Raw genomic sequence first — 13036 nt, 5'->3', positions numbered from 1 at the left:
CCGTGAACACACCGAAGCGCATGCTGCGACCGTGGCGATGCCTGGTCTACGAACAGCGCAACCGATTCGTGGGACGCAACTCGATCAAGGAGAACCGGCTGTTCCACGCGCGCGAGTTGATCCGACTGCGTGCGACGCTGACGAGCGGCTGTCCGCGGGCCCGGGTCGTCGTGGTGGTCCCCACCTGCAACCGTCCCGAAGGCCTGGTGCGTGCGGTCGAAACCGCACTCGCTCAGTCATTTCGGAATTTGGCCGTCGTGGTGGTCGACGACGGCGCCGGACTGCCGGAGCTGCCCACCGACCCGAGGCTTCTCGCGGTCTCGCTCTGCCGCAACTCGGCGACGCCGGGGCTGGTGCGCAACATCGGCATCGACCTCAGCGACTCGGAGTTCGTCGCCTTCCTGGATGACGACAATGTCTGGACTCCCGAACACGTCGCCACGGCGGTGTCGGCCCTGGACGCCGACCCCGGCTTGTCCGCCGTCTACACCTCGGTGTCGCGGATGCGGCCAGACGGAACGGAACTCGACGTGCTCGGCTCCCCATTCGATCGGCGCAGGCTTCGGTGGGACCCCTACATCGACGTCAACAGCGTCGTGGTGCGGCGGTCATGCAACCGCGGCTTCAGCCTGCTGCCCCGGACCAAGGCGACGCTGCCGAAGGAGGACTGGGAGTACGTGTGGCAGCTCAGCCGGCGGGGCCGGATCGAGCACGTGCCGAAGGTCACCGTCCGCTATGCGATCAATCCCGACAGCTACTTCACCGACTGGGCCGACGATGCGCGGGCCGGCGCGCGTCAGACGGCTCTCACCGCGCCTGCGCAGGAGGAACAGTGAACATCTGCGATTTCCTGTCGAACACCGGCGCCGCCGATGACGTCGCGATCGTCGACGGACAGCGGCACCACACGTATGCCGAGTTGCGCGCGGCTGCAGCGACCGTGGCAGGTTCGGTGTCGGCATTGCAGTTGGCGCCCGGGTCCCGGATCGCGATACTCGGTCCGAATTCCTTCTTCTGGGTGGCGTCGTACCTCGCGATCATGAAGCTCGGCATGGTGGCGGTACCGCTGTCGGACAAGGGCACGTCGGCCGACGTCCGCCGCAGCATCTCCGCCGTCGACTGCTCGGCGGCCCTGGTCGACCGGCGGCACCTGAGGCACGACCCCGCCGCCGCGGACTTCGTCACCGTGATCACCGACGACGTTCTTGATTCCGGCCAGGATCCGTACTGGCCGGAGACCACGACGGAAGCTGGTTCGGACGCAGTCCTGCTGTTCACCTCCGGTACCACGGGCGCCCCGAAGGCAGTCCGCGTGACGCACCGGAACATCGCGGCCAATACCGAGTCGATCATCAGCTACCTGGGCTTGGAGCGTACGGACAGGGCGCTGGTGATCCTGCCGTTCTTCTACTGCTATGGCGCTTCGCTGCTCCACACGCATCTGCGCGTGGGAGCGACCCTCGTGCTGTGCAACTCGTTCGCGTTCCCCGAGACCACCGCGAAGCTGCTGGAGGAGCAGGAGTGCACTGTGTTCGCCGGAGTGCCCTCGTCCTTCCAACTCATGTTGCGCGCCACCAGCTTCGCGCAGCGAGCCACGCCGTCGCTGCGGATCATCCAGCAGGCCGGCGGCAAGCTGCCTCCGGTGATGATCGAAGAACTACTCGCCGCCAAACCGCACGCCGCGCTGTTCGTCATGTACGGGCAGACGGAGGCGACCGCACGCCTGTCGTACCTACCCCCGGCGATGCTCACCGAGAAGCTCGGGTCCATCGGGAAGGGCATACCGGGTGTCGAACTGCGCGTCCTCGGTCACGATCTCGAACCCGTGCCCGCAGGCGGCAAGGGTGAGATCTACGCCCGCGGGCCCAGCATCTCACCCGGCTACTACGGGGAGCCGGAGGGAACGTCGGACAAATTCACCCCGCACGGCCTCCGAACCGGCGACGTGGCCGTGGTCGACGAGGACGGTTACGTCTTCATCGTCGACCGGCGGGACGACTTCATCAAGTCCTGGGGCTACCGCGTCTCGAGCCAAGAGGTCGAGGCTGCGGCCCTGCGAATGCCGCAACTGGTGTCGGCAGCCGCCATCGGAGTCCCAGATGACGTTGCAGGAGAGGCGATCGTGCTCTTCGTGACCGTCGCACCCGACAGTGCGATCACCACCGACGCCGTGGCCGCCGCCTGCCGCCGGTCCCTGCCCAAGCACATGGTGCCGAAACAGGTCGTCGTCCTCGACGGCATGCCGCTGAACGCCAGCGGCAAGATCGCGAAGACGCGACTCCGCGACCTCGCGGCCGCACGGGCATCGTCGGCGTTGGCCCACCCGGGCTGACGTTCATCGAACACGAACGGGGGATTCGAAGATGCGTTCTCGCAGAAGAAGAGGGTCCGTATTTCGTCGGGCGCTGTGGGTGGTTCCCGCGGCACTGCTCGTGATCGTGCTCATCGCCGCAGTGGTGACTCAAGACGTCTGGAAGGGGCAGTCGATGCCGGTCGAGGGTGAGGTCGTCGCAACGGTCGACGACGGACAGCTGGCGGTCGTCGACCGCACGCGGGTGTTCTTCGGGCACCAATCGGTGGGCGAGAACATCCTGGGAGGCGTCGAAGTCATCTACTCGCGACAGGGTCTGATCGCCCCACCCATAGAGGAGAAGGGCGCCAGGCCGGGACCCGCAGGCGGTTTCATCTCGCACGCGTACATCGGCGCGAACGAACAGCCGCGGCTCAAGATCGACGACTTCGCGCGGATCCTCAGGAGCGGTCTCGGCGCTCGGGTCGACGTCGCGCTGATGAAGTTCTGCTTCCTGGACATCTCGACCCGGACCGACGTCGACGCGCTGTTCACCCACTATCGAGACACGATCGCCGAACTGCAACGTGACTATCCCGCGATCTCCTTCGTGCACGTCACCGTTCCGCTCACCACGGACTCCGGGATCAAGAACAGAGTCAAGATCATGTTCGGCGGCAGCGACCGCTACGGGCAGGGCGAGAACGTCGCGCGGCACCGCTACAACGAGCTGCTGCGTCAGCACTACGGTGAGGACCGCGTATTCGACTTGGCCGCAATCGAATCGACCACCCCCGACGGTGGCCGCCGGGAATTCCGGTACCGCGACCAGCCTTACTACGCGCTGCACACCGGCTACGCCTCGGATCTCGGACACCTCAACGCAGAGGGTTCGGAGATCGCGGCGAGCGCCTTCCTGCGGGCCGTCGCGAATGCGTCGGGTAGGCGGTGACCGATGCTGGGTGAGACGGGCATCGACATCGTTCCGGTCGCGCGGATCGACCGGTTGATCCGGGATCATGGTGACGGGTTCCTCCGACGGTGGTTCACCGCAGGCGAGATCGAATACTGCACCCGCAAGGCCATGCCGAGCCGGCACTTCGCCGCACGCTTCGCTGCCAAGGAGGCCGTCGCCAAGACACTGCCCGGGCACTGGGACGGCCCTCTGCCCTGGCGGTCGATCGAGGTGGTGAGCACGCGAACCGGCGCCCCGGGCATCCGGCTCTCCGACGCGCCGCTGGCGATCGCCGCAGGCGCGGGCGTGACGGACATCCGCATCTCGATGTCGCACTGCGACGACTACGCGACCGCGGTGGCGATCACGACCCTCGCCGCCGAGAAACCGGACGGGCCGTGAACCGCGACCACGTCGAGCAGGCGCTGGCCGACCTCGTAGCGCTCACGGCGTCGAATGACACTGCTCAATCGAGTCGATTCGAACTCAGTGCCGTGACCATCGCCCTCGCACTGGAGGACGTCTTCGCGATCCAGCTCGACGATGCCGACATCGACTCCATCGACCCGAGTGATCCGGTGGCGCTCGCGACCCTGCTCGACCGCGCGAGAGGGCAGCGCTGATGTGCGGCATCTGCGGAGTGGTCACCACGGGCGCACCTCCCGAGCTGACGTTGCTCGACAAGATGATGAGTCGGCTCGGCCACCGCGGACCGGACGGCCACGGCTTCTACCGCGACCACCGCGCGGCGCTGGGGCACACGCGCCTGGCCATCATCGACATGGCGGGCGGCGCCCAGCCGCTCTGCAACGAGGACGGCACGCTCTGGGTGACGTTCAACGGCGAGATCTTCAACTACGTCGAGTTGGCTCGCGAACTCAAGGCGTTGGGTCACCGCTTCCGAACCGCGAGTGACACCGAGGTAATCGTGCACGCCTGGGAGCAGTGGGGCACCGATTGCTTCGACAGGTTCAACGGCCAGTGGGCGCTCGCGCTGTGGGACAGCCGCGAGGAGCGCCTCATCCTGTGTCGCGATCGGATGGGCGTGCGGCCACTGTTCTACACCCGCAAGCGTGACCGCTTCCTGTTCGCATCCGAGGTCAAGGCGCTGTTCGCCGACCCAACCGTGCCGCGATCGTTTGATTCCGAAGGTCTGTCGCAGACCTTCGGCTACTGGTCCACGGTCGCTCCACGCACCGTGTTCAGCGGTGTCGAGCAATTGCCGCCAGGACACCATGCGGTGCTGGACCGGAAGGGCTTTCGCGTGGCGCCCTACTGGCGCGCCTCCTTCCCGCCCCGCGGATCCGAGCCCTGCCAGAACACCGTGGAGAACGCCGCCGGGTTGCGGGAACGCATGATCGAGGCGACGCGCCTACGGTTCCTGCGCAGCGACGTTCCAGTCGGCGCCTACCTCTCGGGAGGATTGGACTCCGCGATCACCGCCGCGGTGATCTCGCGCTACACCGATGCCGACCTGCACACCTTCTCCCTGCGGTTCCAGGATCGCGAGTTCGACGAAGGCGGCTACCAGCGCCAGATGTCCAAGGCGCTGGGCACTCAGCACCAGGACATCGTCGTGCATCCGTCGGACATCGTTGACGTCTTCCCACAGGTCATCCGCCACACCGAAACCCCCCTGGTGCGGGCAGGACCCGCCCCGATGTACCTCCTGTCGAAGTTGGTGGCCGAGCACGGGTTCAAGGTCGTCGTCACCGGCGAGGGTGCCGACGAGGTCCTCGCCGGATACGACGTCTTCCGCGAGGCCCGGGTCCGGATGTTCTGGGCTCGCGACCCGGAATCCGCGAAGCGTGCGAAGGCCCTGGAGCTGCTGTATCCCTGGATGGAGCGATCCCCTGGTAGGGCACCGGCGTTCGCGCGCAGCTTCTTCGGGCGGAACCTGGACCTCGACGATCCCGCGCTCTCGCACCGTCCCCGGTGGGATTCCACGGCGTCGATCACGACGATGTTCTCCGCCGACATGCGGAACCGGACCTCGGCCGGCCCGCTCGACGACGTCACCGCCGGAATGCCTGCAGAGAGCGCGCAGTGGGATCCACTCAGCCGCGCCCAGTGGCTCGAGATGACGACGCTACTGCCCGGCTACATCCTTGCCTCCCAAGGCGACCGCATGCTGATGGCGAACTCGGTGGAAGGCCGGTTTCCGTTCCTCGACCGCAACGTCATCGAGTTCGCCAACCAGCTCCCCGCACGACACAAGCTGTTCGGACTCGACGAGAAGTACCTCCTCAAGCGGGCTTTCGCGGACATGATCCCGGAAGAGATCCTGAGGAGGCCGAAGCAGCCCTACCGAGCCCCCGACGCAGCGAGTTTCTTCGCATCGGACCGCCCCGAGTGGTTCGACGAGCTGACGTCCGAGCCGGCCATCACCGCGGCTGGGGTGTTCGATCCTCGGATGGTATCCGGGCTGTTCCGCAAGTGCGCGAAGTCCGGTGGCGACGGCATGAGCAACACCGACAACATGCGGGTGCTCGCCGTCGTGTCGACGCAGCTGACATATGAGTGCTTCATCGCGGGGACCGAATGGTCCCTGCCCGAACGGACATTGCCGCAACCGACGGTCGCGGTAGACCTGGTAACCACGAAGGGGAAATGCAGTGACGCACGGAGATGAGACATTCGGACCGGACAGCCTGACCATCGACGCGGCATTCGAGGTGGACCGCATCACCAAGAGCCTGACCGAGTATCTCAGCAGGACGAAGCGGCGCGGTGTGGTCGTCGCCCTCTCCGGGGGGATCGACTCCAGCGTCGTGGCCGCACTGTGCGTACGCGCGGTCGGAAACGATCGGGTATTCGGTCTGCACATGCCGGAGCGCGAATCGTCCTTCGACACCCTTGATTACAGTCGTCTCCTTGCGGAGTCCCTCGGCATCGAAAGCCGGCTCGAGGACATCTCGTCACTCCTCGACGCGGCAGGCTGTTACCAGCGGCGCGACGAGGCGATCCGCATGGTGTGTCCCGAGTACGGCCCCGGCTACAAGTCGAAGATCGTGCTGCCCAGCGTCATCGACTCGGATGCCTTCCGGCTCTACTCGGTGGTGGTGCAGGCTCCGGACGGCACCCAGACGACCCATCGACTGAGCACGGAGTCCTACCTGGGGATCGTTGCCGCAACCAACTTCAAGCAGCGTGCCCGAAAGATGCTGGAGTACTACCACGCCGATCGTCTCAACTACGTCGTCTCGGGAACGCCGAACCGGCTCGAGTACGACCAGGGGTTCTTCGTGAAGCTCGGTGACGGTGCTGCCGACGTGAAACCGATTGCGCACCTCTACAAGTCGCAGGTGTACGCACTCGCCGAGTACCTGGGCGTCCCCGATCGGATCCGCAGCCGGCCGTCGACCACCGACACCTATTCGATGCCACAGTCTCAGGAGGAGTTCTACTTCTCGCTGCCGTACCAGCGCATGGACCTGTGCTTGTTCGGCCTGAACAACGACGTACCCCTTTCGGACATCGCCGCGGCCACGGGTCTGACCGACGAGCAGGTGAACCGAGTGTTCCGGGACATCGAACAGAAGCGCAAGACGACCGAGTACCTACAGTTGGCTCCCGTCCTGGCGGCCGACGTGCCGGAGATCGGCCATTGAGGACCGCTACCGCCGACACCCGGCTGCGGTGAGATCGCGATGGCGAGAACACCCCTGCGTCCCTTGCTGCCGGACACCCGGATCTTCGTCGCGGGCCACCGGGGAATGGTGGGATCGGCCCTGCGCCGACGGTTCGCCGAACTCGGCTACCGGAACGTACTCGGCCGTGACTCCCGGGAACTCGACCTGCGGGATGCCGCAGCGACCGAGCGGTTCTTCCGCGAGACCCGGCCCGACGTCGTGATCGGTGCGGCGGCCCGGGTGGGCGGCATCATGGCCAATCACACCCGGCCCGCCGACTTCATCTCCGACAACATCCGGATCCAGGTCAATCTCCTGGACAGCGCGGTATCCACCGGCGTGACACGGTTCGTGTTCTTCGGATCGAGCTGCATCTACCCGAAGTTCGCGGATCAGCCCATCCAGGAGCACGCACTCATGACGGGGCCGCTGGAGCCGACCAACGAGGCCTACGCCGTGGCCAAGATCGCCGGCATCGCCCAGGTCGAAGCCATCCGCCGACAGCACGGACTGCCCTACATCTGCGTCATGCCCGCCAGCCTCTACGGCCCTGGGGACAACTTCGACGCAGAAGACAGCCACGTCATCCCTGGTCTGATCCGACGTTTCCACGGTGCGATGCGAGAGGACGCGCGTTCGGTCACCTGCTGGGGCAGCGGTTCCCCGTTGCGCGAGTTCCTGTACGTGGACGACCTCGCCGATGCCTGTCACCACTTGTTGAACGCCTACGACGGCGACGGCCCGGTGAACGTCGGCACCGGCCGGGACGTGACGGTGCGCGAACTGGCGGAGATGATCGCCGAGACGGTGGGATATCGCGGCCGCATCGAGTGGGACCGCTCGAAACCCGACGGCACACCACGCAAGATCCTCGACGTCCGGCGCATGGACGGACTGGGCTGGAGTGCCAAGACGACGCTGCGGCAAGGCCTTCGGCAGACCTACGCGTGGTTCCTGGCCCACCAGAACGACTACCGGGGTTCGGCGCCCCCGGTGGTCAACGGGGCGCCACGTGGCTGAATCGACGGCGCTGGCAGCGGGCATGCGCTGGAGCGGTTTCTCGGTGGTCGGGCGGGAACTGTCCCGGACGGTCTTCACGATCGTCCTGGCTCGGCTGGTCGGCCCCGACGACTTCGGCGTGGTCGCGCAGGCCCTGGTCTACGTCGGCATCATCAGCCTGCTGCTCGACCAGGGCTTCTCGAGTGCGCTGATCCAGCGCAAGGACGTCCATCCGGACATGCCGGGCGTGGTCGTGTCGGTGAACCTGGCGGTCGGTTGCGCCCTGGCCGCACTGACCGTCGCCATCGCGCCACTGTGGGCGGAGTTCATGCGTACCCCCGAGCTGGCGGTCATCCTCGTCGCCTTCGCCCCCAGTCTGCTGCTACGAGCGGCGGCCGTCACGCCGCGCGCAATGCTCATCCGCGGCATGGACTTTCGCAAGATGGGGATCGCCGACATCGCGTCCGCGATGCTCGGCGGCATCGCAGGCGTGATCGTGGCGGTCTCGGGCGGCGGGTACTGGTCCCTGGTGGTGCAGATCCTCGCCACCGACGTCGTCCTGCTGTCCGCGCTGTGTCTGTTCGGCGCATCCTGGCGACCGAACGCCAACTTCGGCCAACTCCGCCACATAGCGGCCTTCTCGGGGCGCGCGTTCATGGCGGGACTGCTGCTGAACTCCCTGTCGCGCAACGTCGACAACCTACTGATCGGACGAGTGCAGGGCGCGCAGGCACTGGCCTTCTACGGATTGGCGTACCGACTGCTCCTCCTCCCGGTACAGCTGGCACTCCAGACCGTCGCCACGGTGCTCTATCCGCTGTTCTCCCGACTCGCCGACGACATCCCCGCGCTCCGCGACCAGCTCACCCGGACGACGCGCCTGGTCGCGATGGGCGCCTTGCCGACGATGGCGCTGATCGCTGCGGCCGCACCGCAGCTGGTCGCGATCGTCTTCGGCCCGCAGTGGGCACCGGCGGTCCCCATCGTGCAGGTGCTCGCCGTCGCAGGCGCCCTGCAAGCGATCTATCAATGCTCGACGTCGCCGCTCTGCCTCGGGACCGGACACGACAAGCTGCACCTCCGCTACGCCTGGCTCACGACCGCCGTCGCAACGCTTGGCATCGTCGCCGGCCTACCGTTCGGTCCCTTCGGCGTCGCACTGGGCTACTCGGTGGCGACCGCGCTGCTCGTGCCCGTCGAATGGTTGATCAGACGTCATCTGGTGGACGTGTCGCTGCACGAGCAGTTGTCGTCGCTGCTGCCCGCAACGCACGTGGCCGTCTGGATGGCCGGCACCTACCTGACCGTCGCAGTCCTGATCACCGATCGCGACGCAGTGGTACTGGGCCTCGGATCGTTGGCCGCGGTGGGCGTCGGTGCGCTGGCATTGCGCATCGGGCACCCTCGGCTGCTGGCCGACCTGGTGTTCGATGCGAAACGGCTGGCAGGCCGCGACGGTTCCGCCGGTGTCACCGGCGAGCCGAGGTGATCGACGCGACCTAGACCGGCGTCGAGTGCAAGAAGATCGGTTCCTCGGACAGCGCCGCGTCGTAGGCCGCGTCCTGAGTCGTCGCCACGACGTTGCCCTGCAGGTCGGTGACGACAGTCCGGGTGCCTGCTTCGAGCTGCAGCTCGAACGTGGCCGCCACCTGACACCACGCCACCAGAACCGTCCCCCGGGGCGTGGTGAAGCGGTATGCGAACGGGTCGGTCGGCTTGTCCTGCGCTCCGTCGAGGACGACCTCCAGATTCGTCGCCCCGGCCAGCAGGTTGATCACCTGCCGCATCGCAACGGCCACCAACCGCGGTTCGTGGCCGGGGCCGGGGCCGAACCAGCCACCGTTGTAGTCGTCGGTGTCGAGCACGAACATGTGGTAGACGCGCGGGATGTCGTACCTCGCCGCCGCCATGTTCACGCGCACGGTGTAGGCGGCCTGTTGCAGCGGCGTGACGGTCTCGGTCGTGACCTGCTGGTTGTCGATCGTCACCGCGAACTTCCCACCGTCGGCGTGGGATATCTGGTACCCGACCTCGGTGATCCACAGAGGTTTCGCGACCCCGAACTCCTGCATGACTTGACGGATGCTGTCGATGGACTCACGCGACGACCACGATCCCCATTCCTCGATGATCGTCTGCTCCGGCGGCTTGTTGGAACTGTACGGATGCACGGATACCACGTCGAAACAGTCGATCTGCCCGGCGGATTGGAGTTCGGCGAACGTGTTCGACAGGAAGTCCGGCGCCGCATTGGATGCGCCTCCGGCCGCGAAGCCGACCACGACGACCTCCGGCCACGTCGCCTTGATGTGCCCATGAGAAGCGATCAGGACCCGTGCATAGAGCGGTGCCACCTCGGCGTCGCCGACACTGAACCCGTAGCCGAAGTTCGGCTCGTTGCACACCTCGATCTGAGTGATGGGGTGGTACCGCACCCCGGGGTGGTCCGACCAGAACGTTCCCCTAGGCCCGAACCTGCCCAGCGCCCAGTCGATCTGCGCCAGATACGCCGAGATGAACTCGACTTCGGTGGCGAAGACCGCCCGGTCGACGGTCGGCGAGACGTTCAGCAGCACGTCGATGTGGTGGTCGACGCAGAACGACATCAGCGCGTCCGACATGACGCCGGCGCGGGCGTACGTGAGGTTCAGCCACTCGACCTGATTCGACAGATCGGAGATCTCGTCCCACGTGTAGAGGCCGATCTTCATCAGCTCTCGTCCGGCGGCAGCGGCGGGAGGAAGAGGTGGGGCCGGTGTTCCGCTGCTGCACGCGCCGGTCATCGCAGCGGCCGCGCACGTCACCGTCAGCCCGGTCCACTTCAGGAAGTCGCGTCGGTCCAGGGCCACGGCCTACGCCCATCCCGGTAGAACGGGCCGGTCGATCACGTGTCCGCCGCTCTCGAGCGCCAGGATGTCGGCGTCCACCATGATCCTCACGAGTTCCGGCGTCCGCACCAGCGGATCCCAGCCCCACGCCACCTTCGCCCTCGACGGGTCACCGATCAGCGAGCCCACCTCGCTCGGCCGTAGGTACCGTTCGTCGAAGCGCACGTGGCGTTCCCAGTCCAGGCCGACCGCGTCGAATGCCATCGCGAGGAAGTCGCGCACCGTGCATCCGTCGCCGGTGGCGAGAACGTAGTCGTCGGGCTCGTCGGCCTGCAGCATTCGCCACATTCCCTCGACGTACTCCGGGGCGTACCCCCAGTCGCGTACCGCATCGATGTTGCCCATCCACAAGTGCTCGTCGAGACCCGCCTTGATGCGCGCGACGGCACGGGTGATCTTGCGGGTGACGAACGTCTCGCCGCGACGCGGTGATTCGTGGTTGAACAGAATGCCGCTGCACGCGAATATTCCGTAGGCTTCGCGATAGTTCTTGGTCGTGCAGTGCGCGAACACCTTCGCCGTACCGTACGGCGACTGGGGCTGGAACAGCGTGTCCTCGTTCTGCGGCGGAGCCGACGAACCGAACATCTCCGACGTGGATGCCTGATAGAAGCGACAATCGAGGCGAGCCTGCCGGATTGCCTCCAACAGCCGGATCGTTCCGAGACCCGTGGCATTGGCGGTGTATTCGGGTTCGTCGAAGCTCACCCTGACGTGCGACTGCGAGGCGAGGTGATACACCTCGTCCGGGCGTATCTCGGACAGCAAGACGCTCATCCGGGATCCATCGACCATGTCCCCGTAGTGCATGAACAGGCGGGCGGCCGATTCGTGGGGGTCGACGTAGAGGTGGTCGATCCGGCGGGTGTTGAACGTGGATGCGCGCCTGATGATTCCGTGCACCTCGTAGCCCTTGAGGAGCAAGAGTTCGGCCAGGTACGAGCCGTCCTGGCCGGTGATTCCGGTGATCAGTGCGCGCTTAGCCATCGAGGTCCTCCCGGCGTCCATCGGCAAGGTCTGTGATCCACTGTTCGTAGCGGTCCAGTGCGGCCTTCTCGGACAGCACCGACTCGCAGTAGCGTCGGCCGCGTGCCCCCAGCCGTTCGGCGAGAACGGGATCGGCGGCCAATCGGAGTGCCTCCCTCAACAGCAGGTCTGGCCGATCAGCCGGCACGGAGACGCCGCCGCCGGAGGCGGCCATCTCGCCCGCGGTGAGCCCGGCCGAGTCGATGGCCGCCAGCACGGGCTTGCCCGAACGGAAGTACGACGTGAGCTTGCTGGGAACCGACATCTGCGCGACGCCCGGCCGTTCGTTGACCAGGAGGACGTCCGCGGCACCGAGTGCGGCCGGGAAGTCTGCTTCACCGACGGGCGGCAGGAATTCGAGATTGCGCAAGCCGGCGCCTGCCGCTTCCAGGGACGACCGCTGATTGCCGTCGCCCATCAGCACGAACCGAGCCCGGCTGCCCGTGCGTCCGGCCAGGTCAGCTGCGGCAAGGACGTTCTCGAGGCCCTGCTTGTGCCCCATGTTGCCCGCGTGCAGGACGATGACGTCGTCGTTCGACCAGCCACGCGCGGCCCGAAACGTCGCACTGGCAGTCAGATCCGGGGCGTCGACGTGGTTCCAGTTCCGAATCTCCCTGATCCGAGCCGGGTCGACCCCGAGATTGTCGACGAGGTCGGACCCGAAGCCGCTGTGGATGACCGCGACGCCGTCGGCAGCTCTCAGTGTCGCTGATTCGATGGCACCCAAGCCCCGCCTCAGGGTGCGGCATCCGATCTGAGCCTCCGTGGCACCTCTGCCATACAGGTCGTGGACCAGTACGCCGATCGCCGGGCGGCGGCGCGTCCACCGCGCCCTGGCGATCGCCATGGAGGTCGCCAGCAGCGGTGGCGTCGTACAGACGATGACGTCGGGTGCGTCCCACCGACACGTGGACACCTGGGCGCCGAACGTCAGTTCCATTGCGACGCGACCGAACCAGGACTCGCCGGACGGCACGACGTGGTTCAGCCGGCGGACGCGAACCCCGTCGACGACGTCGTGCGACCGCAGCGCGGCGCCCCGCCCCGGGCGCTCCCACTGCGGGTAGTGCGGCAGGCCGGTGAACACGCGGACCGCGTGTCCCCGTGCCATCATGCCCGCGGCCAGCGCGGTCGTGTACGGCGCGATGCCAGTTGGCTCGGGCCAGTAGTTTATCCCCAGTATCGCGATGCGCACCGGTCTGCTTGCCGGCCGAACGACCGTCGTCTCCTGCGGATCCATCCGCCT

General features: G+C 66.6%; 12 protein-coding genes. 9 read left to right on the top strand and 3 right to left on the bottom strand.

All coding sequences use genetic code 11. The annotated features are described in order from the left end of the window. The first annotated feature begins 2 nt into the window (after positions 1-2). The 9 genes from LOK44_RS06590 to LOK44_RS06550 all read left to right on the top strand — a co-directional run bounded on the left by LOK44_RS06590 (position 3) and on the right by LOK44_RS06550 (position 9365). Positions 3-836 (top strand): glycosyltransferase family 2 protein, encoded by an 834-nt coding sequence (locus LOK44_RS06590; RefSeq protein ID WP_237569217.1) that lies wholly within the window; start codon positions 3-5, stop codon positions 834-836. Beyond that, the gene (locus LOK44_RS06585) at positions 833-2332 is read left to right on the top strand and encodes a class I adenylate-forming enzyme family protein (protein ID WP_237569216.1); all 1500 of its coding nucleotides are present in this window, start codon (positions 833-835) and stop codon (positions 2330-2332) included. The genes LOK44_RS06590 and LOK44_RS06585 overlap by 4 nt, the downstream gene beginning before the upstream one ends. A 79-nt stretch (positions 2333-2411) precedes the next feature. Then, the gene (locus LOK44_RS06580; protein ID WP_237569215.1) at positions 2412-3242 is read left to right on the top strand and encodes a hypothetical protein; all 831 of its coding nucleotides are present in this window, start codon (positions 2412-2414) and stop codon (positions 3240-3242) included. A 3-nt stretch (positions 3243-3245) separates the two neighbouring features. Continuing rightward, positions 3246-3647: a holo-ACP synthase gene (gene acpS / locus LOK44_RS06575; RefSeq protein ID WP_237569214.1), complete on the top strand. Its 402-nt coding sequence runs from the start codon at positions 3246-3248 to the stop codon at positions 3645-3647. Then, a complete protein-coding gene (locus tag LOK44_RS06570) occupies positions 3644-3868 on the top strand; it encodes a hypothetical protein (RefSeq protein ID WP_237569213.1) in 225 nt (74 codons plus the stop codon). Before acpS ends, LOK44_RS06570 begins: the two co-directional genes overlap by 4 nt. Then, entirely contained in the window at positions 3868-5877 is a 2010-nt protein-coding gene (asnB, locus tag LOK44_RS06565; protein ID WP_237569212.1) for an asparagine synthase (glutamine-hydrolyzing), read from the top strand. Before LOK44_RS06570 ends, asnB begins: the two co-directional genes overlap by 1 nt. Next, positions 5861-6856 (top strand): NAD(+) synthase, encoded by a 996-nt coding sequence (gene nadE / locus LOK44_RS06560; protein WP_237569211.1) that lies wholly within the window; start codon positions 5861-5863, stop codon positions 6854-6856. The genes asnB and nadE overlap by 17 nt, the downstream gene beginning before the upstream one ends. A gap of 39 nt (positions 6857-6895) precedes the next feature. Beyond that, the gene (locus tag LOK44_RS06555) at positions 6896-7897 is read left to right on the top strand and encodes a GDP-L-fucose synthase family protein (protein ID WP_283817752.1); all 1002 of its coding nucleotides are present in this window, start codon (positions 6896-6898) and stop codon (positions 7895-7897) included. Further along, positions 7890-9365, top strand: coding sequence for a lipopolysaccharide biosynthesis protein (locus LOK44_RS06550; protein WP_237569210.1), 1476 nt, complete (start codon positions 7890-7892; stop codon positions 9363-9365). Before LOK44_RS06555 ends, LOK44_RS06550 begins: the two co-directional genes overlap by 8 nt. A 10-nt stretch (positions 9366-9375) precedes the next feature. Here the strand turns inward: LOK44_RS06550 and LOK44_RS06545 are convergent, their stop codons facing one another. Genes LOK44_RS06545 through LOK44_RS06535 form a run of 3 tightly spaced genes read right to left on the bottom strand, consistent with a single transcriptional unit; the run spans position 9376 to position 13030 of the window. Further along, positions 9376-10725, bottom strand: coding sequence for a glycosyl hydrolase (locus tag LOK44_RS06545; RefSeq protein WP_237569209.1), 1350 nt, complete (start codon positions 10723-10725; stop codon positions 9376-9378). 3 nt (positions 10726-10728) lie between these two features. Continuing rightward, complete coding sequence (gmd, locus tag LOK44_RS06540; protein ID WP_237569208.1) at positions 10729-11751, bottom strand: GDP-mannose 4,6-dehydratase; 1023 nt, start codon at positions 11749-11751, stop codon at positions 10729-10731. Beyond that, on the bottom strand, positions 11744-13030 hold the full coding sequence (locus LOK44_RS06535; RefSeq protein ID WP_237569207.1) for a glycosyltransferase family 4 protein: 1287 nt from the start codon (positions 13028-13030) through the stop codon (positions 11744-11746). The genes gmd and LOK44_RS06535 overlap by 8 nt, the downstream gene beginning before the upstream one ends. Between the last annotated feature and the right edge of the window lie 6 nt (positions 13031-13036).

The sequence above is a fragment of the Mycolicibacterium lacusdiani genome (assembly GCF_021916785.1).
GTDB classification, from domain to species: Bacteria; Actinomycetota; Actinomycetes; order Mycobacteriales; family Mycobacteriaceae; genus Mycobacterium; species Mycobacterium lacusdiani.
This window is presented reverse-complemented; position numbering and strand designations above follow the sequence as displayed.

Excerpts from the sequence above, each read along its gene's own strand:
- gmd (WP_237569208.1), bottom strand. The coding sequence starts at position 11,751 with ATGGCTAAGCGCGCACTGATCACCGGAATCACCGGCCAGGACGGCTCG.
- LOK44_RS06535 (WP_237569207.1), bottom strand. The coding sequence starts at position 13,030 with ATGGATCCGCAGGAGACGACGGTCGTTCGGCCGGCAAGCAGACCGGTG.
- acpS (WP_237569214.1), top strand. The coding sequence starts at position 3,246 with ATGCTGGGTGAGACGGGCATCGACATCGTTCCGGTCGCGCGGATCGAC.
- asnB (WP_237569212.1), top strand. The coding sequence starts at position 3,868 with ATGTGCGGCATCTGCGGAGTGGTCACCACGGGCGCACCTCCCGAGCTG.
- LOK44_RS06555 (WP_283817752.1), top strand. The coding sequence starts at position 6,896 with ATGGCGAGAACACCCCTGCGTCCCTTGCTGCCGGACACCCGGATCTTC.